At 38.7% G+C, this 23,312-nt stretch carries 21 protein-coding genes and 1 rRNA gene; 20 read left to right on the forward strand and 2 right to left on the reverse strand.

Going from position 1 to position 23,312, the window contains the following annotated elements; translation table 11 throughout:
* Positions 1 to 118: 118 nt before the first annotated feature.
* From lrgA to ACWOEC_RS05895, 9 genes are all read left to right on the forward strand, one after another.
* Entirely contained in the window at positions 119 to 547 is a 429-nt protein-coding gene (lrgA, locus tag ACWOEC_RS05855) for an antiholin-like murein hydrolase modulator LrgA (RefSeq protein WP_455306640.1), read from the forward strand.
* Positions 548 to 1,255 (forward strand): antiholin-like protein LrgB, encoded by a 708-nt coding sequence (gene lrgB / locus ACWOEC_RS05860; RefSeq protein ID WP_455306641.1) that lies wholly within the window; start codon positions 548 to 550, stop codon positions 1,253 to 1,255. It begins immediately after the preceding gene.
* Between the two features lie 321 nt (positions 1,256 to 1,576).
* Positions 1,577 to 2,269, forward strand: coding sequence for a ribonuclease III (gene rnc / locus ACWOEC_RS05865; protein WP_455306642.1), 693 nt, complete (start codon positions 1,577 to 1,579; stop codon positions 2,267 to 2,269).
* A 13-nt stretch (positions 2,270 to 2,282) separates the two neighbouring features.
* Positions 2,283 to 5,867 carry a chromosome segregation protein SMC gene (gene smc / locus ACWOEC_RS05870; RefSeq protein ID WP_455306643.1) on the forward strand — a complete coding sequence of 1,195 codons (3,585 nt, stop codon included), beginning with the start codon at positions 2,283 to 2,285 and terminating at the stop codon, positions 5,865 to 5,867.
* Positions 5,864 to 6,673: a Cof-type HAD-IIB family hydrolase gene (locus ACWOEC_RS05875; RefSeq protein ID WP_455306644.1), complete on the forward strand. Its 810-nt coding sequence runs from the start codon at positions 5,864 to 5,866 to the stop codon at positions 6,671 to 6,673. Before smc ends, ACWOEC_RS05875 begins: the two co-directional genes overlap by 4 nt.
* An 18-nt stretch (positions 6,674 to 6,691) precedes the next feature.
* Positions 6,692 to 7,705, forward strand: coding sequence for a signal recognition particle-docking protein FtsY (gene ftsY / locus ACWOEC_RS05880; RefSeq protein WP_455306645.1), 1,014 nt, complete (start codon positions 6,692 to 6,694; stop codon positions 7,703 to 7,705).
* Positions 7,706 to 7,740: 35 nt separating this feature from the next.
* A complete protein-coding gene (gshAB, locus tag ACWOEC_RS05885) occupies positions 7,741 to 9,999 on the forward strand; it encodes a bifunctional glutamate--cysteine ligase GshA/glutathione synthetase GshB (protein WP_455306646.1) in 2,259 nt (752 codons plus the stop codon).
* Between the two features lie 28 nt (positions 10,000 to 10,027).
* Positions 10,028 to 10,411: a hypothetical protein gene (locus tag ACWOEC_RS05890; protein ID WP_455306647.1), complete on the forward strand. Its 384-nt coding sequence runs from the start codon at positions 10,028 to 10,030 to the stop codon at positions 10,409 to 10,411.
* A gap of 227 nt (positions 10,412 to 10,638) precedes the next feature.
* Positions 10,639 to 10,860 carry a hypothetical protein gene (locus ACWOEC_RS05895; RefSeq protein WP_455306648.1) on the forward strand — a complete coding sequence of 74 codons (222 nt, stop codon included), beginning with the start codon at positions 10,639 to 10,641 and terminating at the stop codon, positions 10,858 to 10,860.
* Positions 10,861 to 11,248: 388 nt separating this feature from the next.
* On the opposite strand, the gene ACWOEC_RS05900 is transcribed toward ACWOEC_RS05895, so the two are convergent.
* Entirely contained in the window at positions 11,249 to 11,683 is a 435-nt protein-coding gene (locus tag ACWOEC_RS05900) for a YueI family protein (protein WP_455306649.1), read from the reverse strand.
* Positions 11,684 to 11,806: 123 nt separating this feature from the next.
* Here ACWOEC_RS05900 and ACWOEC_RS05905 point away from each other — a divergent pair, with 123 nt between their 5' ends.
* The 3 genes from ACWOEC_RS05905 to ACWOEC_RS05915 are packed head-to-tail and all read left to right on the forward strand — an operon-like array spanning position 11,807 to position 13,693.
* Positions 11,807 to 12,187 carry an iron-sulfur cluster biosynthesis family protein gene (locus ACWOEC_RS05905; protein WP_455306650.1) on the forward strand — a complete coding sequence of 127 codons (381 nt, stop codon included), beginning with the start codon at positions 11,807 to 11,809 and terminating at the stop codon, positions 12,185 to 12,187.
* Positions 12,184 to 13,071, forward strand: a complete 888-nt coding sequence (locus ACWOEC_RS05910; protein WP_455306651.1) for a metallophosphoesterase — start codon at positions 12,184 to 12,186, stop codon at positions 13,069 to 13,071. Before ACWOEC_RS05905 ends, ACWOEC_RS05910 begins: the two co-directional genes overlap by 4 nt.
* A 13-nt stretch (positions 13,072 to 13,084) precedes the next feature.
* Positions 13,085 to 13,693: a DUF1054 domain-containing protein gene (locus tag ACWOEC_RS05915; protein WP_455306652.1), complete on the forward strand. Its 609-nt coding sequence runs from the start codon at positions 13,085 to 13,087 to the stop codon at positions 13,691 to 13,693.
* A gap of 203 nt (positions 13,694 to 13,896) precedes the next feature.
* Here the strand turns inward: ACWOEC_RS05915 and rpsD are convergent, their stop codons facing one another.
* Positions 13,897 to 14,508, reverse strand: a complete 612-nt coding sequence (gene rpsD / locus ACWOEC_RS05920; RefSeq protein WP_297077932.1) for a 30S ribosomal protein S4 — start codon at positions 14,506 to 14,508, stop codon at positions 13,897 to 13,899.
* Between the two features lie 351 nt (positions 14,509 to 14,859).
* On the opposite strand from rpsD, the gene ACWOEC_RS05925 reads away from it, so the two are divergent.
* The 8 genes from ACWOEC_RS05925 to ACWOEC_RS05960 all read left to right on the forward strand — a co-directional run.
* Positions 14,860 to 15,657, forward strand: coding sequence for a formate/nitrite transporter family protein (locus tag ACWOEC_RS05925; RefSeq protein ID WP_297074417.1), 798 nt, complete (start codon positions 14,860 to 14,862; stop codon positions 15,655 to 15,657).
* A gap of 91 nt (positions 15,658 to 15,748) precedes the next feature.
* On the forward strand, positions 15,749 to 16,525 hold the full coding sequence (locus ACWOEC_RS05930; RefSeq protein ID WP_297074419.1) for an HAD family hydrolase: 777 nt from the start codon (positions 15,749 to 15,751) through the stop codon (positions 16,523 to 16,525).
* A 12-nt stretch (positions 16,526 to 16,537) separates the two neighbouring features.
* On the forward strand, positions 16,538 to 16,960 hold the full coding sequence (gene mgsA / locus ACWOEC_RS05935; RefSeq protein WP_297074420.1) for a methylglyoxal synthase: 423 nt from the start codon (positions 16,538 to 16,540) through the stop codon (positions 16,958 to 16,960).
* Between the two features lie 108 nt (positions 16,961 to 17,068).
* Positions 17,069 to 17,866, forward strand: a complete 798-nt coding sequence (locus ACWOEC_RS05940) for a TIGR00282 family metallophosphoesterase (protein ID WP_297074421.1) — start codon at positions 17,069 to 17,071, stop codon at positions 17,864 to 17,866.
* 15 nt (positions 17,867 to 17,881) lie between these two features.
* Positions 17,882 to 18,253, forward strand: coding sequence for a YlbF family regulator (locus tag ACWOEC_RS05945; protein ID WP_455306653.1), 372 nt, complete (start codon positions 17,882 to 17,884; stop codon positions 18,251 to 18,253).
* Positions 18,237 to 20,795, forward strand: coding sequence for a DNA mismatch repair protein MutS (mutS, locus tag ACWOEC_RS05950; RefSeq protein WP_455306654.1), 2,559 nt, complete (start codon positions 18,237 to 18,239; stop codon positions 20,793 to 20,795). Before ACWOEC_RS05945 ends, mutS begins: the two co-directional genes overlap by 17 nt.
* 20 nt (positions 20,796 to 20,815) lie before the next feature.
* Positions 20,816 to 22,774, forward strand: coding sequence for a DNA mismatch repair endonuclease MutL (mutL, locus tag ACWOEC_RS05955; protein WP_455306655.1), 1,959 nt, complete (start codon positions 20,816 to 20,818; stop codon positions 22,772 to 22,774).
* A 473-nt stretch (positions 22,775 to 23,247) separates the two neighbouring features.
* Positions 23,248 to 23,312 (forward strand): 16S ribosomal RNA (locus tag ACWOEC_RS05960); the annotation flags it as partial.

Below are 23,312 nucleotides of genomic sequence, written 5' to 3' on the forward strand. Positions count from 1 at the left end.
AAGCGTAGCCAGTAAGTTATACCTTAATTTCAGTAAATAGCGCAAAAAACCACTTTTAAAGTGGTTTTTTTTATATAGTAAAGACAAGAAAAACAGAGAAATCAAGGAGGAAAACAAAATGAAGAAACAATATTCCGTAATTTATCAAGGTGTGGTCATTGGGGTGGTCATGATGCTCTCAAAATTTGTTGAAGCAATTTTACCATTTGCGATGCCATCTTCAGTTATCGGCTTAGTGTTGTTATTTGTAGCGTTATGTACGAAAGTCGTGCGTTTAGAGCAAGTCGAAACAGTTGGAAATGCATTGGTGGATAATATTGGATTGTTTTTCGTGCCAGCAGGAATTTCAGTGATCAATTCACTTGATCTATTGAAAGGGCACTTTTTGTTAACGATGGCCTTGATTTTCTTCTCGACATTATTTTTACTAGTGGGAACCGGTTGGATGACGCAGATCTTATTAGGAATTAGAAGTAAAAAAGCAGCCAAAAAAGTTCCAGTTTTCCCCAAATTAGCTGCAATCAAAAAAGCACAAGAGGTGAGATAAATGAGTATGATCATCGAATTATTTAAACAAACTCCGGTTTTTGGCGTATTGCTTTCACTAGGCGCATTTTATATCGGTCAAGTATTATTCAAAAAAACCAATGGATTTTTCTTATTTGCTCCCTTATTTGTGGCGATGATTTTGGGAATTTTTACCTTGATGGCAATAGGGATCTCATTTCCAGAATACAATAAAGGCGGCCAGATCATCAGCTTCTTTTTAGAACCGGCAACCATTTGTTTTGCGATTCCTTTATATAAAAAACGCGACGTGCTAAAAAAATATTGGGCGCAGATTTTAGGTGGGATCACATTAGGAAGTATTGTGGCGATCTATGGTATCTATGCAGTATCCAATCTCTTTGAATTAGGAAAAGTCGTTACAGCATCGATGTTACCGCAAGCAGCAACGACCGCGATTGCGATGCCTACATCGATTGCCATGGGCGGTTCGGGTGAATTAACTTCCCTAGCCTGTATTCTAAATGGTGTAATTATCTACGCTTTAGCTCGACCACTAGTGGATCTATTTAAAATCAAAGATCCAATTGCTAGAGGGTTGGCACTAGGTACATCCGGTCATTCATTGGGCGTTTCAGCCGCTCAAGGAATGGGAGCTGTGGAAACATCCATGGCCAGTATCGCCCTTGTGGTTGTTGGGGTGATCGTAACGGTCGTCGTACCGATTGCGGGACAAATTTTATTATAAAAAAGAGACTGTCAAAGAAGTCAGCTCGAATAAATAAGCCGAATCATTCCGATAATAGGATCTCCTATTTTGGTAATGATTCGGCTTATTTTAGGGGGCGTGATGGACTTCTGTCACAGCCTTTTTTTACTCTCTATATTGGGAGGAAGAAAGTAAACATAAAATTGGTTTAGGTACGAATAAAGTATACATCGTCTAGCTTAAGTAATCCTTAAAAGAATCCAGTAAGAATAGTTAACAGTCGGGGCGGCATTTGGTATAATACGAGAAGATGTCACTTACAACTTTAAGTTGTAAAAAAACAAAAAAGGAATGGATTTCATGGATAACCAGTTAGTAACAAAAATAAAAGAAAACTACCAAATTGTTTTTGAGGAAATGGGGTTACTAGACCAAGCGTTTACCCATTCATCTTATGTGAATGAGCATCGAAATCTACACTTATGCGACAACGAACGTTTAGAATTTTTAGGAGATGCGGTATTAGAGCTATTGGTATCACAATATTTATACCGTCAATTTCCAGAAATGCCAGAAGGAAAATTAACAAAGCTACGTGCCTCGATCGTACGAGAAGATTCACTTGCTGAATTTGCTCGAGAATGTGCTTTTGATCAATTTATCCGTCTTGGAAAAGGCGAGGAAAACTCTGGTGGACGTCAACGTGCAGCACTGTTATGTGATTTATTCGAATCATTTTTAGGTGCATTGTATTTAGATCAAGGATTAGAAGCAGTTCATGGCTTTTTAAAAACTGTAATTTTCCCTAAAGTTGAAGCGGGTGCTTTTTCACATGAGATGGATCATAAAACAAAGTTACAAGAAGTATTGCAACGTGGCGGCGACGTGTTTATCGATTACCGTTTGATCAAAGAAGAAGGACCAGCACACGAACGGGTATTTTGGACAGATGTCTATTGTGATGGCAAATTGATTGGTCAAGGAACAGGTCGTTCAAAAAAAGGAGCTGAGCAAGCTGCAGCTCAAAATGCATTGGAAGAATTAGAAGAATAAGTGGGGAAGTCATGTGTATTTAAAACGTATTGAAGTGGCAGGATTCAAATCTTTTGCCAATCGCACTACGATCGAATTTGAAAATCAAGTAACAGCGATCGTAGGACCAAATGGAAGTGGTAAAAGTAATATCACAGAAGCGATTCGTTGGGTTTTAGGAGAGTCTTCGGCTAAAAGTTTACGTGGTGGCAAGATGCCAGATATCATCTTTGCCGGATCAGAGTCACGCAAACCGCTAAATATCGCTGAAGTCACGCTAGTGCTCGACAATGAAGACCATTATCTTCCAGTAGAATTTGTCGAAGTAAGTGTAACAAGAAGATTACGTAGAACTGGCGAGAGTGATTTTTTCTTAAATAAACAAGCTTGCCGCCTAAAAGACATACAAGAATTGTTTATGGACTCTGGCTTAGGAAAAGAGTCCTTTTCTATTATTTCGCAAGGAAAAGTCGAAGCGATTTTTAGTAGTAAACCAGAAGAACGACGCGGTATCTTTGAAGAAGCCGCAGGAGTTTTAAAATACAAGTCACGTAAAAAACAAGCGGAATCAAAACTTTCTGAGACTAAAGAAAATCTAAGTCGTTTAAATGATATCATCTACGAATTAGACGAACAGCTTAGTCCGTTACGTCAGCAAAAAGAAACGGCAACGAAATATGTGGAATTAAAAGAAGAGTTGACACAACTCGACGTCACATATACGATCAGCAGTTTAGCCCAACATGAGGCGACACAACAACAGATCGTTGAAAAAGCGCGACTAGCAAAACAAGAACTTGATACAATCCAAACGAATCTTACGGATAAAGAACATCTTTTACAACAATTGCGTGCGCAACGTGAACAATTTGATACCACGATCGAAGCAGAAAACCAAACACTTTTGTCGTTAGTAGAACGATTGAAACAAGCAGAAGGACAGTTGGATGTATTAAAAGAACGTTCAAAACATACGCTAAAAAGTAGCCAAGAATATCAAGAGTCACTGGTTGAAGTCATGGATATGATTGAACGCTTAGAAGATGAAAAAGCGCATGTGATCGCGCAATTGTCGTTACAAAACGGTGAATTGCAACAAGTTGAAAAGCAAATCGCTCAAGCGATGAAAGAAATGAAAAATTATGAAAAATCGACGAAAGAATTAGTCGAAGAATTACGAGCAGAATATGTAGACGTGATGCAACAACAAGCAAGTGTAAGCAATGAGCACAAATACCTGGAGCGTCAACACGAACAAGAACGCATGCGTAATGAGCAAACACTAAAAAAACAAGCGGAAGTCTCAGAGCAACTGGCGCAACAAAAAGCAGAGTTAGAAGCAATCCAAAGTTCTTTATCTAAAGAAAAAGCACAACAAATTGAACACACGAAACAAGTAAGTGAGCTTCAAAGTTTAGTTGAAACGACTAAAGGACGTATTGAAAAAGCACAAGCGAAAATGTATGACTTAATGCGTGAAGTTCAACAAGTCAAAGCTCGTCAAAAAAGCTTGCAAGAAATCAAAGAAAATTATACTGGTTATTATCAAGGTGTACGCGAAGCATTGAAACATCGGGAAGATTTACAGATCATAGGAGCAGTAGCTGAATTGATCGAGGTCCCTGAAGACTATACATTAGGGATCGAAACCGCGTTAGGTGGAGCATCACAGCATGTCGTAATGGAAAATGAAGCGGACGCCAGAGCCGCGATTACGTTTTTGAAAAAACGCCAAGCTGGACGTGCGACTTTTTTACCGTTGACGGCAATCAAACCACGTACCCTACCACCATCAGTACTCGCGCAAGTGCAAGAAATTACTGGTTTTGTAGGTGTGGCCAGTCAGTTAGTTCAATACGAAGAACGTGTCCAGACGATCATTGAGAATCTATTGGGGACGGTGTTGATAGCGACAGATCTAGCTGCGGCAAACCAAATCGCAAGAGCACTTCAATTTCGCTATCGTGTCGTGTCACTAGAAGGTGATGTGATGAATGCTGGTGGATCGATGACTGGTGGAGCTTCAAAACGCAATAGCCAATCGAGTATGTTTACACAAGGCGCTCAATTACAAGAATTGACCCAAACGGCACAACGTTTAGAGGCACAATTACAATTGACCGAACGTCAGGTTAAAGAATTGCAAGAACTAGATAGCACCACTAGAGAACGCTTAGACGTATTACGTATGCAATATCAAGATGATCAAGTGCAAACGCAAGACTTTGCCTCGAAAGCGCAAGTGTTACAAAGTACGATCGAACGTCTAGAAAAAGATCAACAAATCTATGCATTTGAACTACGCGAATGGCAACGATTTGTTACCGATTATACAGAGCAACACCAGCAATTGACTAGCGAACAAGCACAAATCACCGAACGGCTGACGAAAATCCAACAAGAGATGGATACATTGACTAAAGAAGAAGATGGTATCGAAAAGCGCCGACAAGTACTACGCGATGAAATCAGCCAGTTGCAAGCTAAAGAAGCTGTGGCAAAAGAAAAAGTCACACATTTGAAAGAACGCTTTACACAAACCAATACCTCACTGATGCAAGTTGAACAAAAACAAGCGACATTAGAGCGTCAATTGGCAGCATTGGCTTCATCAGATGAACATCAAGAAGAAACAGTAGAGTCGTTAAGTGAATTGATTGCAACGACACAAACAAAAAAACTGGATCTAGAAGAACAATTACAAATGATCCGTGAAAAACGATATGCTTGTCATGAGCAAATCCGTAAAGAAGACGATGCATTAGCATTGATTTATCGTCAACAAAAAGAAGGATTAGCACTACACAATCAATATGCGTTACAAGAAGACCGTGTTCAAACCAAAATTGCACAACAAATCAGTTATTTGGATGAGAACTACCATTTAACAGTTGAACAAGCAAAGGCATTGTATCCATTTGTCACACCTGATGAGGAGCAAAAAAATCAAATCAGTCGTTTGAAGCAACAAATCACCTCTTTAGGGGTTGTGAACTTGCAAGCGATTGAGCAGTATGAACAAGTGAATGAACGTTATGAATTTTTAACGAGCCAAAAAGATGATCTTACCCAAGCAAAAGAACAATTAGAAGAAACGATGTCTGAAATGGATGAAGAAGTGAAACAACGTTTTTCAGAGACGTTTAATGCGATCAAACGTCAGTTTAGTCAAGTATTTCCTAACATATTCGGTGGTGGGCGAGCAGAACTTGTTTTAACACAACCAGATGATTTATTACACACAGGAATCGAGATCGAAGCGCAACCACCAGGGAAAAAATTACAAAGTCTAAGTTTACTATCCGGTGGGGAACGTTCGTTGACAGCGATCGCATTATTATTTGCGATCATTCAAGTTCGTCCAGTACCGTTTTGTATCTTAGATGAAGTCGAAGCTGCCTTAGACGAAGCAAATGTGTCGCGTTTTGGTCGTTATTTGAAATCAAATCAAAACCACGCACAATTTATTGTGGTCACACATCGCAAAGGAACAATGGAAGCTGCAGATGCTTTATATGGTGTTACTATGGAAGAATCAGGGGTCTCTAAAGTCTTATCTGTAAAATTAGATCAGGTAAAAGACGATGGCCAAATCGAAGTAAAAGGAGCAGTAAAATGATTAAATTAGTCGCAATCGATCTAGATGGTACATTATTGACCGATAAAAAAACAGTTTCCGTCCGCAATCATGACGTGCTTACTCAAGCGAAGGCACAAGGAGTCAAAATCGTGTTATGCACGGGTCGTCCATTGATGGCGATCCGTCCTTACTTGGATTCGTTGAACTTGCGTGAAGCAGGAGATTACAGTATCACCTTTAATGGTGGATTAGTTCAAAAAAATGATACAGGAACAATCGTAGAAAAAGTCACTTTGACGAAAGCAGATGTGGATGAATTGATCGCACTAGCAAAAGAACTCGATATGCCACTGGATATTTTATCAGATGAAATCGTGTTATGCATTCGGACTTCATCGACGTATCAAACGATCTATCCATCGCTTAATCCGTTATTGACTTATAAAGAAGCAACAGAAGCAGAATTAGCCGAGTATACGCTGTTTAATAAAGCAGTTACGGCATATGACCAAGAGGTTTTAGATCAATGGATCACGAAGATCCCTGATGCTATCAAAGAAAAATTTGAAGTCATCAAAACACGTAATAATCTGTTAGAATTTATGCCAAAAGGCGTAACAAAAGCTGTTGGGATCGCTCGTCTAGCAGCTGACTTAGGAATTGAACAAACTGAAATTATGGCAATCGGAGATGAAGAAAACGATCTGTCGATGGTCTCTTATGCTAAAATCGGAGTAGCGATGGAAAATGCAGTTTTGCCTGTCAAAGAAGCAGCTGATTTTATTACGAAAACAAACGAAGAAGACGGGGTAGCATTAGCTATCGAAAAATTTGTACTAAATTAAGCTAAGGGAAGTGAGTCTATGGGATTTTTTGATAAAATCAAACGCGCCTTTACTGGTGAAGAAAAATCAGAAGAAGTTAGCGTCGAACAAGAACAAGTCCAAGAAAAATATGATAAAGGTCTAGAAAAGACCCGTAAAACTTTTGGGGAACGTATGAATGAATTGTTTGCCAATTTTAGAACGGTTGATGAAGACTTTTTTGAAGAGTTAGAAGAAACGCTAATTGGAGCAGATGTTGGTTTTGATACGGCAATCAAAATCTCAGAAGCATTACGTGAAGAAGTGAAATTACGCAATGCGAAAAAACCGGCTGAAGTCCAAAATGCGATTATTGAAAAATTAGTCGATCTTTATGAAGCAGAAGGAGTCGATGAGATCAACACGTTGAACCTAAAACCAGAAGGCTTGACCGTGATGCTATTCGTCGGCGTCAATGGTGTAGGAAAGACGACCAGTATTGGGAAATTAGCGCATCAATACAAACAAGAAGGTAAAAAAGTCTTATTAGCCGCTGCCGATACATTTCGTGCTGGAGCGATCGATCAGTTGGTCGTATGGGGCGAACGGGCAGGTGTTGAAGTCGTACGCGGAGAAGCCAATGGTGATCCAGCTGCGGTCGTATTCGATGCAATGCGTCGTGCAAAAGCTGAACAAGCTGACGTACTGTTGATCGATACCGCAGGACGGCTACAAAATAAAGTCAATTTGATGAATGAGTTAGAGAAAATCAAACGCATCATTCAGCGTGAAGAACCCGATGCACCACATGAAGTATTGCTTGTCTTAGATGCTACCACGGGGCAAAATGCGATGGTCCAAGCAAAGCAATTCAAAGAAACGACTGATGTTACAGGTTTAGTTTTGACAAAACTAGATGGTACAGCTAAAGGTGGAATCGTCTTAGCGATTCGAAATGAGTTACATTTGCCAGTAAAACTGGTAGGATTAGGTGAAAAAATCGATGACTTAGAGCCATTTGATCCAAATGACTTTGTGATCGGTCTATTCAAAGGTTTATTAAAAGAAGAATAGGGATAGAAAGCTAGTCTTTCTAGATCGGGGGAACCATGGATTACCAAACATTATTGATGGATGAAACAGTCTTACCTTATGCGCTAAGTGCACATTTTGGAATTGAACGTGAAGGTCAACGAATTACAAAAACAGGTCAACTAGTTGATACGGCTTATCCTAAAACATTAGGGAACCGCTCTTCACATCCATATATTCAGACAGATTTTGCTGAGACACAAATGGAACTTATTACACCAGTAACCGATTCTGTCGAGGAATTGTTTCGTTATTTAGCGGCGATTCATGACGTTGCTTATCGTTCATTAGAAGACGATGAACGATTATGGCCACTAAGTATGCCACCAGCGTTACCATTAAAAGACGAAGCCATTACACTGGCAAAATTAGATCGCTTTGAAGATGTCTTGTATCGTCGCTATTTAGCCAAAACGTATGGACGTCGTAAACAAATGGTCAGTGGGATTCATTTTAATATCGAATTATCTGAAGAACTACTGCAACGTATGTTTGCGATCCAAACAGAAGAAACAGACTTTATACGATTTAAAACAAATGCTTACTTAAAAGTGACACGTAATTATTTAGCATATCGCTTTTTGATCACGTATTTGTTTGGAGCTTCACCGATGAGTGAAAAAAACTTTTTCGTCGGAGCAGTTGGTCCTAAAGAGCCCGTTCGTTCTTTGCGTAATAGTTCTTTTGGATATAAAAATAAAGAGGATGTCAAAGTTCGTTATGATTCGATCGAATCGTATCTAGCTGATTTGACACAAATGGTTGAAGAAGGTAAATTATCTGAGGAAAAAGAATTTTATGCCTCTGTTCGTTTACGAGGTGGTAAAAAAGTCGCGGATCTTGCGACTTCAGGTATTCGTTATATCGAACTGCGGAATATCGACTTGAATCCGTATGCTCAGTATGGGATCTCGAAAGAACAAGTCGAATGTTTACATTTATTTTTATTGTTTATGTTAGCCAAAGAAGAAACAGATGAAAGTGTCCTCTTAAAACGAGGTGATCTCAAAAATAATGCCATTGCGTTAGAACATCCGTTGCGTGAATCTGCTTATCAAAAGGAAATCGATGCATTGATTGCTGAATTTTTAGTATTTATCGAGCAAGCCAAGCTACCGATCTCGACAGAGCTAGCTGACTGGTTGAAAATGGTTCAACAAGATCATACTCAAACATTAGCTGCTCGTTGGTATCAAGAAGCAAAACAAAGTACACAAGCCAAAGCTGCGACTGCTTTAGCAGATGAATATGCTGTACTGGCTTGGGCTAAACCTTATCAATTAGCCGGTTTTCGCGATATGGAACTGTCGACCCAAATTCTTTTATTTGATGCGATTCAAAAAGGAATCAATGTCGCTGTTTTAGATGAGCAAGATCAATTCTTACAGTTATCAGTAGGCGAACATCGCGAGTGGGTCAAAAATGCCAATATGACTGCAAAAGATTCGTATATCGTACCGCTATTGATGGAAAATAAAACTGTCACAAAAAAAGTGTTAGCACAAGCTGGTTTTCGTGTGCCAACAGGTGGCGAATACGAGACTAAAGAACGTGCTTTGGCAGACTTTGCCCGCTATCAACACCAAGGTTTTGTCGTAAAACCTAAATCGACAAATTATGGGTTGGGGATCTCGATTTTTAAAGAAGGGGCTACTCGTGAAGATTTTGCAGCAGCATTAGATATTGCTTTTGCTGAAGATGCATCGATTCTGATCGAAGAATTTTTATCGGGTACAGAATATCGTTTCTTTGTGATCGATGGTCAGGTCAAAGCCATTTTACTGCGCATACCCGCGAATGTAGTCGGAGATGGTAAGCGTACGATTACAGAACTTGTAGCAGAAAAAAATCAAGATCCATTGCGTGGCACGCACCATCGTGCGCCTTTGGAATTGATTCAACTTGGTTCTTTAGAACAATTGATGTTAAAAGAACAAGGGTATACGATCGATAGTATCCCAGAAAAAGATACGATCGTCTATTTAAGAGAAAATTCAAACATCAGTACCGGGGGCGACTCGATCGATGTTACCGATACATTTTCAGATGATTACAAACAAGTCGCTATCGATGCAGTTGCAGCATTAGGTGCAGTCGTATGTGGAATCGATTTGATCATTCCAGATAAAGAAGTGTCTGCTACAGCAAACAATGCGTATGGAATCATTGAAGGAAACTTCAATCCAGCCATGCATATGCATACGTATCCATTTTCAGGTACAGGTCGTCGTTTGACGATGGATGTCTTGCATTTATTGTTTCCAGAAAAAGTCTGATGTTATGGCGCTAAAGGAGGAAATTGAGATGGATGAATGCCTTATTTATCATATTTCCACGAATCCAATAACTACAAGTATTGAAGATTTAATTGCAGATGAAGGAAATATGGAGTTTGCGATTCAGGGCCTCGATGTCGTCACAACAGGAATGCTACCGACTACGCAAGAAACAATTGAAGCAATCAAAAAGAGTAGTCTAGTGTATTTATCAGGAAATATTGATTCAACTACTTTTTTTGAATTAGGAATTGCATTGTCATTAGATAAAAAAATCTACTCTGTTACGAGTTCTCCTAAAAAGAAATTAACTCGTGCATTACATTACGATCTAGACTCGATAGAAGTCATTTCACTGCGCGAATTGTACTATTTATTAGAAGAACTTGTAAATGATGAAAGAGGTCATTAAGCTGGATTTAAGCTTATCGGTATAAAGTGAGGTCATACCCAAACAAACCAAACATGTTCATTTCTTTCTCCCGTTCCCACTAGTCCGTGCTAGTGGGATTTTTTTTCTAGAGAATCTCACTACTAGTTTTAAGTTTCACAATATAAGCGTATAATAATTATAAAAGGCAGATTTTTAAGATAAATTAACGACATTTTCAATTATTTGCTAGAGGATTCGATTTAGGATTGAAAGCTTTTGCTCTTGTGACGATTGTGATCAGTTTGATGGTAGGGTATGCCTTACTATTTTTAAATGGCGAGGTGACGTTTAGCTTTACCCATACAAAGAAAAGCGGACTGATTGTATTCACAATGCTTCTGACTGCATGTATATCATGGATATTGAGTTCATTCTTATTAGGTAGTCTATATTTTGTGTATCAAACGATACGCTATCGTAAAAAATAAGTACATAAAAAAGGAGGGCTTATGATGTGGATCAATAAATACTATCTTAAACCATCGCAGCAAGCATATTACGTTTTTTATTTAGGGCTATTGGTCACAAGTTGAATCCTCTTGATTTGGTTTAAGCCACCATTTCAACTCTCATTTTTCTGGTATTTGGCTATTTTTTACTTGATCTGTACTTTTTATGTTATTTAGGAAAAGTACAGATCAAAGTGATTTTAGGCGACAGTTTTTTATTTAGTCTGTGGTTGATAATGTTCTATTGGATAAAGTAAACAGTGTATTCAAAGTAACTCTTTTAAAAAAAAAAAGCCGCACCATGGTCAAAATCGTTTCATCGATTTTGACCATGGTGCGGCTTTTCTTTAGAGCGCTCTTTATTTTTTTAAAACCATTTTTTCCAAAACGATTGCTTTTTAGGAATGGGAGTCGTCGATTTTGGTTCATATTTTTGATCAATCGCGATAATCGGTTCATCAACCGCATGATCAGTGACCACTAATAGACCAACTGTATCTTCATTAAGGGCTCCTTCATAAGAAACAATTCGAAAAGGAATACTTTTGTCCGTTAATTGTTTGATATAAAGTGCTTGGACACTTTGAGGAACTTGATCATTTATCAAACAACTCGCTTCTTTATAGTCCGTGACATGATCAAAAAAGATCGTGCTCCACGTGGAGTCTTTCATTTGAGGGATTGTCATTTTCAGATAGCACCGTTCACGAAAAGTACCTAAATATGCACGTTGCTCATCTGGATGGAGCTTTGGAGAACCGTAGCGTCCGCTATCAAGGTGCTTTTGTAACTCATCAGGCATAATATTCCTCCTTTTTTAACCAGTATAACAAGAAATGAAACGCAAGAAAAATACAACGAACACACCAATCGCTTCTTTTAAAAAAATTTGGTATGATGAAATTACTTAAAAGGAGTGAGGGATATGTTAAAACTAGATATTCAACCAGAAGTTGCAGCTAAAATTTTAGCTAAAAAACAAGAAAACGAGCGCATCTTACTCGACAATGAAGATGGACGGGGGCCTTTTGTCGACCATGCGATCTCTTGTCAATTAAATCCTAGTTTTCAGTTGTTTTTAGTCGATGATTCCTATACAGACGAAGAGCTAAAAGATTATAGTCTGACAGTCGAAACGGCAGTTGGTCCTGTCTCATTTAAAGAATCTGCAACACGTTTACTCGATCAAGAAAATCGTTTGGTGATCGAACCAACATATGGTCGGATTCAGTTAAAATCAGATGGTGGTATTTTAGCTTCTGATGTGAAGCTCGTGACCCGTTCAAAGGCTGAACCTACAGCGTGAGTCGTTTAGCAGTTATTTCGGATTTACATGTTGATATCAATCAGTTTGATGACAACTACTACGCTAAAATGGTAGCACACCTTAGCGATCAACAGGTTACTCACGTCCATATTGCCGGAGATAGTGCCAATACCAAAGCTATTGCACTTGATGTGGTCAACTATTTTAGCCGCTTTTTTGAGGTCACCTTTCATTGGGGGAATCATGAAATGGCTGATTTAGTCGGTGAAGAAGAAATCGAAGCATATGTTGATCCGCAGTTTTTGAATTTTTCTCACCACAAGTTAAACAAAAATAGGTATCTGATTGGAATGAATGGTTGGTACGATTATTCTTTTGCGAAAATCCCACGAGATTTTTCGCGCTTTAAGCAACTTGTTTGGTATGATCGGAAAATCACACGTGCGTTACCAGATCCTGAGTTATTAGCACAAATCACTGCGCGTTTGGATCAATATCTAGCGACGTTTAAAACACAAGATCAGCTTATTTTAGCGACCCATTTCGTCCCGCATCACACCTTTGTTCCTGATTATCGTCCGCCCTATGAAAAATGGGATCAAATGAATGCTTTTTTAGGTTCAGAAAAAATCCACGAGGTTTTAAAAAAATACCCTCAAGTAAAGCAAGTTGTTTTTGGACATACTCACCGTAAGTTAGAAACAAAAACAATCGAAGGCATTACGTATCACTGTCGGCCACTAGGTTATATGTATGAATGGCCAGAGACCAGAAAATGGTTAAGAGAGTATACGAAAAAAGCATTGCCGAATATGGCAGCCGTCAAAAAAGGATTGCAACAACATCACGAAGCGTATCAAAAAGTGAAGCCTAATATTTTTCAACAAGAATTTGAACGATCGATTAGTTATTTTGAGTTTTAGAAAAGAGGTCAACATGGAGCGATTTACCAAAGAAAGTTTTGCAGTATTTGAAGTCGAAGGATTGGATGCACGGATGGATGCGATTAGAAAAGATGTCCAGCCGATATTTGCTACGCTGGGACAAGAAATCGCGGAGCATTTAACACAAAAAACAGGCGAAACGTATTATGTTCATATTGCCCAACACCGTAGACGAACAGTTCATGCCCCAGAGAATACGTGGGTAGCAATCGGACGTAGTAAGCGTGGCTATAAAATGGAAGCCCATTTTCAGTTAAGTTTATGGGACGATCGTTTGTTTATTTGGCTAGCGATGATTGATCAACCAAAAACAAAAGCGCAAATGGCCCAATATTTGATCGAACATAAAGCTGAACTTGCAAAATTTCCGTCTGATTTTGTGGTCAGCGGGAGTCATTTGGTTTCTGATTGTACACCGCTATCAGAAAGTCATGCAATTTTAGAGCGTTTTGTTACGATCAAGAAAAGTGAGTATCAAATTGGTCGAATGTTGACTAAAGAAGAAGTAGTGACAATTCCCAACCTAACAGACGAAATCTTGAAGACGATCGAGCAATTGTATCCTTTATGGCAAGAATTAGCTGAAACAAGTGAGATGTGACCAAAGTCTATCACATCTTCTAAAAATCGAATAAACGGTGTTCCAGAAGTAGCTCTTTTATAAATAGACCGGCATGACTCCTGAAATAGATGAATCTATTATTGGAATCATGCCGGCTTATTTTTTTAAGCTGCCCACTTTTGTCACAGCTTTTTTACAATAAAAAAACCAAAGCGAAAATTCGCTTTGGTAAAGTCCAAAAATTAAAGTTTTTGGTTGTAGAATTCAACGATAAGAGCTTCGTCGATTTCAGCGTAAAGTTCGTCACGTTCTGGTAAGCGAGTTAATGAACCTTCTAATTTTTCATCGTCAAAACTTACGAAAGCAGTACGACCAACAGTTGCTTCAACAGCTTCTTTGATGATGCTTAAGTTTTGAGATTTTTCACGAACGCCGATCACTTGACCAACTTCAACGTGGTATGAAGGGATATCCACACGTTTGCCATCAACAGTGATGTGACCGTGGTTTACTAATTGACGAGCTTGACGACGAGTAGTCGCAAGACCTAGACGGTAAACAACGTTATCTAAACGTTGTTCTAGTAATACCATGAAGTTAACCCCGTGTTTACCTTCTTTGATTTTGCTAGCTTTTACGAATAATGTACGGAATTGACGTTCGTTCATACCGTACATGTGACGTAGTTTTTGTTTTTCAGTTAATTGCATACCGTATTCTGAACGAGAACCACGACTGTTTGGTCCGTGTTGTCCTGGTGCGTAAGGACGGCGAGCTAATTCTTTACCTGAACCTGATAATGAGATGCCTAAACGGCGAGAAATTTTCCAAGATGGGCCTGTATAACGTGACATGAAATGTTTCCTCCAATAAATTTTATTTGTTTGGAGTAAAATAATCCGTTGAAAACTTCATTACCATGTAGTTTGTTCTTCAATCTTCACCTTTGCAGCCGCGGTTACACAATTGAACCTCTGCGGGCAACAAACTAGGGATGGATAATTATTTTCCTGCTGCATTATTTTACACAAAGACTAGTATACTGTGTTTTAGCGTATATTGTCAATTACTATTTCCTTACAGAAAAGATTCATTATAAAATCATTCGTGTTTTTTTTCACAAATTACTTTACAAATCAGAGAAAGGTTATTAGAATAGGAATGTAAGGAAAGACAAAAAGTATAAAGATAAAGGTGGAAAACTCATGAATCCAATCTCGCCATTGTTTGAGAAAATTGATTTGTCGATCGAGAAAAAAATGGACTTGATCGAGCACAGTTACTTACGTTACGCGGTTCGTGCCATGTTAGCGTGTTTGTTTTTAACATTAGGTACTGGGATCGCCTTTGCTGTTGCGATTAAAGCAGAACACATCGCTCCAGGATCTGGTAAATTCTTCTACGCATTTATGTTCAGTTGGTCACTTGTGATGATTTTATATATGAATGCAGAACTTGGAACGTCGAATATGTTATATATGACGGTCGGTGTCTACCGTAAACGAATCGGTATCGGCAATGCAGCCAAGATTTTATTTTCATGTATTTTATTCAACTTAATCGGTGGTGTCATCTTTGCTTATTTGATGTCATTGACAGGACCATTTTTAGATATGCATGCAAATGAGTATTTAATCGAATCGATTGCCAGCAAGTTAGATAAGTCTACTTTACAGATCTTAGTAGAAGCGATGTTTGCTAACATCGTTGTAAATATTGCCGTATTAGCAAGCATGCGGATGAAAGATGATGCCGGAAAAGTAATGGCTATCGTATTTATTATCTTCATTTTCGCTTTCTTAGGCTATGAACACGTGATCGCCAACTTCCCAGCGTTCTCATTAGCGTTCTTTATTTCTAAAGGAACAATGGCTTCAATGACAATTGGAAGTGTGGCTCATAATTTATTTTTCGCCTTTTTAGGAAACTATATCGGTGGTGGATTGGTCATGGGACTAGTTTATGCTTGGTTAAACAATTCAAAATCTCGTTATGTGGATTAAAAGGGTGTCAGATGACACTCTTTTTTCTTTTGACTAGAAATAACGGTTACATTCCGTTATCATGAAGATATGTGTAGGAGGGAGTGTCAGGATGAAACGAAAATTAATTGCTTTTGATTTAGATGGAACACTTTTAGATGAACAAAAACAACCGCTTGAAAGTACGATTAAAGCGATCCAACAACTAAAAGATCAAGGTCATGCTGTGACGATCGCTACAGGACGTAATCATTTACTTGCCAAAGAAGTAATCGATACACTGGGATTTGAGTATGCGATCGTATGTAATGGTTCAGTCGCACTACATAAAGAGCGAATAGTATTTGAACAACCACTATCTGTCGATCAGCTTGCGCCCTGTTTAGAAAAGCTGCATCAAGATGCTATCGATACTGCATTTGTTAGTTTAGATGAGACCAAGCGGATCACGGCGTTTGATGAAGCCAAAATGGAAGAAGCGATGCATTCTTTTGGTTCACATTTACCTGAATATGACGAGCAGTTCCACTATAATGAGACTGTTTATCAAGGATTAGCCTTTTATGATGAGGCATACCCACTAGATGAAGCGGCTTTTGAAGGATTGAGTTTCGTTCGTTGGCATCCAAAATGTGTCGATATTATTCCAAAACACGGTTCCAAAGCAAAAACGTTATTATTTCTAGCCAATCATTTAGGGATTGCTAGAGAAGATACGATTGCGTTTGGGGATGGGTTAAATGATATCGAGATGCTTAGTCAAGCAGGTGTCGGCATCGCGATGGGAAATGCGAAAGAAGAAGTGAAAAAATGTGCTAATTTTGTAACAGATACCAATGAAAACGATGGGATTCATCAAGCGTTGGTACAGTTAAACTTGATTGGATAAGGAGCGTATAAGATGAAAATAGCTTTGATTGCACATGACCGCAAAAAAGAGATGATGATTCGATTAGTATCTGCTTATCGCCCGATTTTAGAAAAGCATGAATTATTTGCAACTGGAACGACGGGTAAAAAAATCCAAGAAGCCACAAATTTACCGGTCCATCGTTTTAAATCGGGTCCTTTAGGTGGAGATCAGCAAATTGGAGCGATGATTTCTGAGGATCGCTTAGATCTAGTCATCTTTTTACGAGATCCCCTAGCTGCTCAACCACATGAACCAGACGTAACCGCATTGATCCGCTTATCTGACGTTTATGAGATTCCGCTAGCGACGAATATCGGAACTGCTGAGGTGTTACTACGTGGCTTGGACGCTGGTTTTTTAGATTTTCGCACTATCGTCCACGAATTAGATGAACGCCCGCTATCGCTTTAAACTATAAGGATTGCTTTCATTAAAGAAGCAATCCTTTTTTTTCATACTCAAAAGCTTTATAATAGCTGATGAAGACTATCGGGAAACTAGAAAGAAGAGGGCTAAAGTTTGCGTTTATTATTTATTGGAGATGTTGTAGGATCATTAGGAAGAGATACGATTTCTGAATATGTACCAAAGTTGAAAAAGAAGTATCGGCCACAAGTTACGATCGCCAACGGTGAAAATGCTGCAGGTGGTCGCGGAATTACAGAAAAAATCTATAAGAAATTTTTGCAAGATGGTATCGATGTAATCACATTAGGAAATCATACTTGGGATAATCGTGATATTTTTGAATTTATCCCGACTGCTAAAAAAATGTTACGTCCAGCCAATTTTCCTAAAGGAACACCTGGTACGGGTTTGGTGTATGTCAAAGTAAATCAAATCGAATTGGCTGTAATCAATTTACAAGCGCGAACCTTTATGACACCAATTGACGATCCATTTATCGTGATCGATGAACTCGTTACACAGGCACAAAAACGGACACCGTTTATTTTTGTGGATTTTCATGGTGAAACCACAAGTGAAAAACAAGCAATGGGTTGGTTTTTAGATGGTCGGGTTTCAGCTGTAGTAGGGACGCATACACATGTACAAACCAATGACGCGCGTATTTTACCAAAGGGGACAGCGTATTTGAGTGATGTTGGGATGACAGGACCTTATGATGGCGTATTGGGGATGAAAAAAGAAGCGGTCATCGAAAAATTTATGACAGCACTGCCCAGACGTTTTGAAGTCGTGGAAACGGGGCGTGCTTTACTGAGTGCTTGTGTGATCGATCTAGATCCGCAAACAGGGAAAGCTAAAAAAATCGAAGCATTCCAAATTAGCGAAGATCGACCATTAATGGAATAAGAAAGTAGGCAGTCGATGGAAGAGTCAATCCAAAAAGAGCTAGAAATATTAGAGCAATTGATTGCGTCACATCCAATTATTCGAGAGTTTAAAGAAGTACAATTGCGTGCGCAAAACAATACTGTCTTGAAAGAATTAGAAGCACAAATCAAGCGTGCGCAAAAAGATGCAGTACAGTATGCACATTATGATAAACCAGAAGCGGAAAAAATCGCGATTAAAGAGATCGAGCAACTACAAGCTACTTATGATCAACATCCGTTAGTTGTTCGTTACCGCGATGTATTATACGAAGCAAATGAATTGTTGCAATATGTTACAACAACACTACAAAAAAAAGTAAATCATGTAATCGAGGAGGAACCATTGGATGCCTCAAAAGACTAAACATACTCCAATGATGGAACAATATTTTTCAATCAAAAAAGACTATCCTGATGCATTTTTGTTTTATCGTCTAGGTGATTTTTACGAGCTCTTTTATGAAGATGCACAAACTGTTGCACAGCTATTAGAGTTGACACTAACCAGTCGGAATAAAAATGCAACCGATCCGATCCCGATGTGTGGCGTGCCACATCACGCTGCAGCAGGCTATATCGATACTTTAGTTGAGCAAGGATATAAAGTTGCGATTTGTGAACAAGTTGAGGATCCTAAAACGACTAAAGGGATGGTCAAGCGAGAAGTTGTCCAACTCGTGACACCAGGGACAGTCATGGATGGAAAAGGGTTGTCTTCAAAGGAAAACAATTTCTTAACCGCTTGCGTGAAATATGAGGATGAATTTGGTTTTGCCTATGTGGATCTAAGTACGGGTGAGATCAAGGTCACTAGTTTTACAGATATTTCTGTATTGTTAGATGAAACAAGTGCCTTACAGACGAAAGAAATGGTTATCGCAGATCTAGAAGATGCGATCAAAACAAAACTAAACCAACGTTTAGGGATTGTCTTTTCACAACAAGCAATTGAAGAAACGCGCACAAAACAGATGGAAGCAATCGACTCGATCGCACAGCGACAAGCGCTCTTTTTATTATTTGGGTATCTTGAACGGACACAAAAAAGACAACTAGATCACTTGCAAGTCCCACAACAGTATCAACCTGAACATTTTTTGAAGATGGATCATTATTCAAAAGCGAATTTAGAATTGACCAGAGCGATGCGTTCGGGTAAAAAACAAGGAACGTTATTATGGCTGCTAGATGAAACAAAAACAGCGATGGGCGGACGTTTGTTAAAACAGTGGATCGATTATCCTTTAATTAATCAACAAGCGATCGAACGTCGTCAATTGCAAGTTGAGCAATGGCTCAATGCTTTTTTTGAACGGATCGAACTGATCGAACAACTAAAAGGTGTGTACGATCTAGAACGATTAGCTGGGCGTGTCGCTTTTGGGAATGTCAATGCGCGTGATTTATTGCAACTGTGCCATTCACTAGAACAAGTACCAGCTATTCGCAATACGGTGCAAGCGTTAGACCAACAAGTATTTTATGAACTTTTAGAAGAACTATCGCCGTTAGAAGACTTAGTTGTTTTGATTCAAGAAGCAATTAATGAAGAAGCGCCGTTACAGATCACAGAAGGCAATGTTATTAAAGCAGGATTTGATCCTGTACTTGATCGATACCGAGATACGATGCGCAATGGAAAACAGTGGCTAGCTGATCTAGAAGCAAAAGAACGTGCAGCGACGGGGATCAAAAATTTGAAAGTGGGCTATAATCGTGTATTTGGATATTATATTGAGATCACAAAAGCGAATTTAGTGACCTTTACACCACCAGAGTATTTTGATCGTAAGCAAACTTTGTCCAATGCGGAACGATTTATCACACCAGAATTAAAAAAAATCGAGACAATGATCCTAGAAGCACAAGAAGAATCAACCGCGTTAGAATATCGTTTATTCCTAGAGGTGCGTGAACAAATCAAGGCATCGATCGCTAGAATTCAAAAATTAGCTAAAGCGATCAGTACGTTAGATGTCTTGCAAAGCTTTGCTACAGTGAGTGAACAGTACCAATACGTAAAACCGACATTGACTCACGCCCATCAATTAGAGATCAGAAATGGGCGCCATCCTGTAGTTGAAAAAGTACTGGGCAAACAAGAATATGTCCCCAATGATTTGATCATGAAAGAAGATACGATGATTTCGCTGATTACCGGTCCAAATATGTCTGGGAAAAGTACATACATGCGTCAGCTGGCGTTAACGGTGATTTTGGCGCAAATCGGGTGCTTTGTACCAGCCCAATCGGCTACGATGCCGATATTTGATCGTATCTTCACTCGAATCGGTGCAAGCGATGATTTGATTGCAGGCCAAAGTACCTTTATGGTTGAAATGATGGAAGCCAATCAAGCATTACAATATGCAACCAAAAATAGTCTGATTTTATTTGACGAATTAGGACGAGGGACGGCTACGTATGACGGAATTGCGCTAGCGCAAGCGATCATTGAGTATATTCACGAACATGTACAAGCAAAAACATTGTTTTCAACCCATTACCATGAATTGACTGCATTGGCAGAAACCTTGCCACAAGTCGTCAATCAACATGTAGGTACTTTAGAAGAAAATGGTGAAGTGGTGTTCTTGCATAAAATGATGGAAGGGCCTGCTGATAAAAGTTATGGTATCCACGTTGCAAAAATCGCTGGACTACCTGAAGTACTTTTAAAACGTGCGACGACGATCTTATCTGATTTAGAAACAACGACACCAGTTGCTAAACCAGTTACGAAACCAGCTGCTGTAACGGAGATAAAACCTGTTGAGCAATTGGATTTATTTGCAGAAGATAATCCGGTGTTAAGTGAATTAAATCAACTGAATGTATCGATGATGACACCGATCGACGTGATGATGCAAGTTGTGAAATGGCAACAACAATTAAAGAAATCATAGCATGAAGAAAAGAGGCAAGTATGGCAAAAATTTTAGAACTTTCCGAACAGTTAGCCAATCAGATTGCGGCTGGTGAGGTGGTTGAACGTCCTGCCTCGGTGGTGAAAGAACTAGTCGAAAATGCCATCGATGCAGCGAGTACTCAAATTGATATTTATCTAGAAGAAGCAGGGTTAAAAAAGATTCAGATTGTCGACAATGGTGAAGGGATTGCACAAGAAGACGTCAAACAAGCATTTAAACGTCATGCGACGAGTAAGATCTATCATCAAGCAGACCTATTTCGTATTCGGACACTTGGGTTTCGTGGAGAAGCTTTGCCAAGTATTGCTTCAGTAGCAAAAGTCACGATCGAAACGAGTTTCTCAAGTGAAGAATCTGGAAGCTATCTCGTATTAGTTGGTGGAAAAGAAGAAACATTTGAGAAAGCTGCGATGCGCCAAGGGACTAAAATTACGGTCGAACATTTATTTTTTAATACACCAGCACGCTTGAAATATGTAAAAACGATTCAGACAGAACTTTCCAATGTTGGCGACATCGTCAATCGTCTAGCACTAAGTCATCCAAACATCGCCTTTCGTTTATTTCATGAAGGCAATCAAATGTTGCGTACTAGTGGTAATGGAGACTTAAAACAGGCGATCGCAGGTGTTTATGGTTTACAGACGACGAAAAAAATGCGCCCAATTCAAGGCAAGGATTTGGATTTTAATATTCATGGGTACATTTCTCTACCTGAGGTGACTCGAGCTAGCCGCAATTATATTTCAGCGATTATCAATGGTCGATACATTAAAAATTTTGTGCTCAATAAAGCGATCACGCAAGCATACGGTTCGAAATTGATGGTAGGGCGTTTTCCAATCGCGATTATTGAAATTGAGATGGATCCTTTATTAGTTGATGTCAATGTACATCCAACTAAGCAAGAAGTACGTTTATCAAAAGAAGCAGAATTGGTGACATTACTCAAAAAAAGCATTGGCGACGCGTTAAAAGAAGAGAATTTGATTCCTAACGCTTATGAGAATAAATTATTTGCTAAACCCAAACTACCAGAAACAGAACAAATCGAATTAGAAATGCCGCAAAAACCGATGTCAGATCGTTTAGCTTACGACACACGGTCTGGTGAGTTTTATGTACCAAATTCAATCAAAGAAGATCAAAAGGCTGATTTTTCTACTATAATAGAAGAAAATGAATTTCAATTAGAAAAAAATCGTGAGATACTATCAGAAAAACCAATGTCTATAAACGATCAAGTAGCCGATACAGACGATAAAGAGTCTTCTTCGTTGCACAAAACACCACAAGTGACAACGCAAATGATCAAGCGAGTAGTAGATGAACCGATCACTAAAGAGCGGTTTCCAGTATTAGAATATTTTGGTCAGATGCATGGAACATATTTGTTTGCACAAAGCCAAGAAGGATTATATATTATCGATCAACATGCAGCGCAAGAACGAATCAAATATGAACTCTTCCGTGAACAAATCGGAGATGTGACAACAGATCGGCAAGCACTTTTAGTTCCAATCGTTATCGAATATCCTTCAAATGAATACCTTAAGATAGTAGAAGCGAAAGCCGTTTTTGAACAAATTGGATTAATGCTAGAGCCGTTTGGAGGATACAGTTTTGTTATACGTGAACATCCTGCTTGGTTTTTAAAAGGGAAAGAAGAGCAAACGATCCGCGAATTGGTAGAAATGTTTTTAGAACTAGGATATATTTCAATCAAAGAGTTTCGAGAGGCAACAGCAATTATGATGAGCTGTAAACAATCAATTAAGGCCAATCATTATCTAGATGAAAAGCAAGCGCGTATTTTATTGAAAGAATTGGCTCAATGCAGCAATCCATTTAATTGTCCGCACGGCCGGCCAGTGTTGATTCATTTTAGCAATGCAGACATGGAAAAACTATTCAAACGGATTCAAGATCCGCATCGCTCGCTAAGAGAAGAATAAAAAGAGTGATCATTGATTTGATCACTCTTTTTTAGTTATAAATGGATTTAAAAGTTATTTCAGAAAAAGAATAGAAAATAGTTGCATTATTGAATATAAGATGCTATGATAGCTAAGTTGTTTCTTTTGAAGAAACGCGATTTAATTACACGAAATAAAGTTGTTGACTTATACGATAGCTGATGATATTATAACAAAGTGTTTTGCAAAACGTATTTGAAAAACGTTGATTTAACAAATGATTTAATTAAAAAATGTTTGACAAATAACAAAACATGGTATATACTTATGTAGTTGTCGATTTAGAAAATAACAGAAAATCGTACAAGTAGACCTTTGAAAACTGAACAAAGCAAGCAAACGAACCAATAGTGTAAGGTGTTTCTATTTAGATAGAAGCAAAAACAAAACAGCAAGCAGTAATGCGAGCGAAGTCAATTAAGAGCTTAACGATCGTTGATCGTTTCAAATTTTTTTATGAGAGTTTGATCCTGGCTCAGGACGAACGCTGGCGGCGTGCCTAATACATGCAAGTCGA

It is taken from the genome of Enterococcus bulliens (assembly GCF_053761865.1).

Bases quoted from the DNA above. Each gene is read 5' to 3' on its own strand.
- lrgA (WP_455306640.1), top strand. From the start codon at position 119: ATGAAGAAACAATATTCCGTAATTTATCAAGGTGTGGTCATTGGGGTG.
- lrgB (WP_455306641.1), top strand. From the start codon at position 548: ATGAGTATGATCATCGAATTATTTAAACAAACTCCGGTTTTTGGCGTA.
- rnc (WP_455306642.1), top strand. From the start codon at position 1,577: ATGGATAACCAGTTAGTAACAAAAATAAAAGAAAACTACCAAATTGTT.
- ACWOEC_RS05875 (WP_455306644.1), top strand. From the start codon at position 5,864: ATGATTAAATTAGTCGCAATCGATCTAGATGGTACATTATTGACCGAT.
- ftsY (WP_455306645.1), top strand. From the start codon at position 6,692: ATGGGATTTTTTGATAAAATCAAACGCGCCTTTACTGGTGAAGAAAAA.
- gshAB (WP_455306646.1), top strand. From the start codon at position 7,741: ATGGATTACCAAACATTATTGATGGATGAAACAGTCTTACCTTATGCG.
- ACWOEC_RS05890 (WP_455306647.1), top strand. From the start codon at position 10,028: ATGGATGAATGCCTTATTTATCATATTTCCACGAATCCAATAACTACA.
- ACWOEC_RS05900 (WP_455306649.1), bottom strand. From the start codon at position 11,683: ATGCCTGATGAGTTACAAAAGCACCTTGATAGCGGACGCTACGGTTCT.
- ACWOEC_RS05905 (WP_455306650.1), top strand. From the start codon at position 11,807: ATGTTAAAACTAGATATTCAACCAGAAGTTGCAGCTAAAATTTTAGCT.
- ACWOEC_RS05915 (WP_455306652.1), top strand. From the start codon at position 13,085: ATGGAGCGATTTACCAAAGAAAGTTTTGCAGTATTTGAAGTCGAAGGA.
- rpsD (WP_297077932.1), bottom strand. From the start codon at position 14,508: ATGTCACGTTATACAGGCCCATCTTGGAAAATTTCTCGCCGTTTAGGC.
- ACWOEC_RS05925 (WP_297074417.1), top strand. From the start codon at position 14,860: ATGAATCCAATCTCGCCATTGTTTGAGAAAATTGATTTGTCGATCGAG.
- ACWOEC_RS05930 (WP_297074419.1), top strand. From the start codon at position 15,749: ATGAAACGAAAATTAATTGCTTTTGATTTAGATGGAACACTTTTAGAT.
- mgsA (WP_297074420.1), top strand. From the start codon at position 16,538: ATGAAAATAGCTTTGATTGCACATGACCGCAAAAAAGAGATGATGATT.
- ACWOEC_RS05945 (WP_455306653.1), top strand. From the start codon at position 17,882: ATGGAAGAGTCAATCCAAAAAGAGCTAGAAATATTAGAGCAATTGATT.
- mutS (WP_455306654.1), top strand. From the start codon at position 18,237: ATGCCTCAAAAGACTAAACATACTCCAATGATGGAACAATATTTTTCA.
- mutL (WP_455306655.1), top strand. From the start codon at position 20,816: ATGGCAAAAATTTTAGAACTTTCCGAACAGTTAGCCAATCAGATTGCG.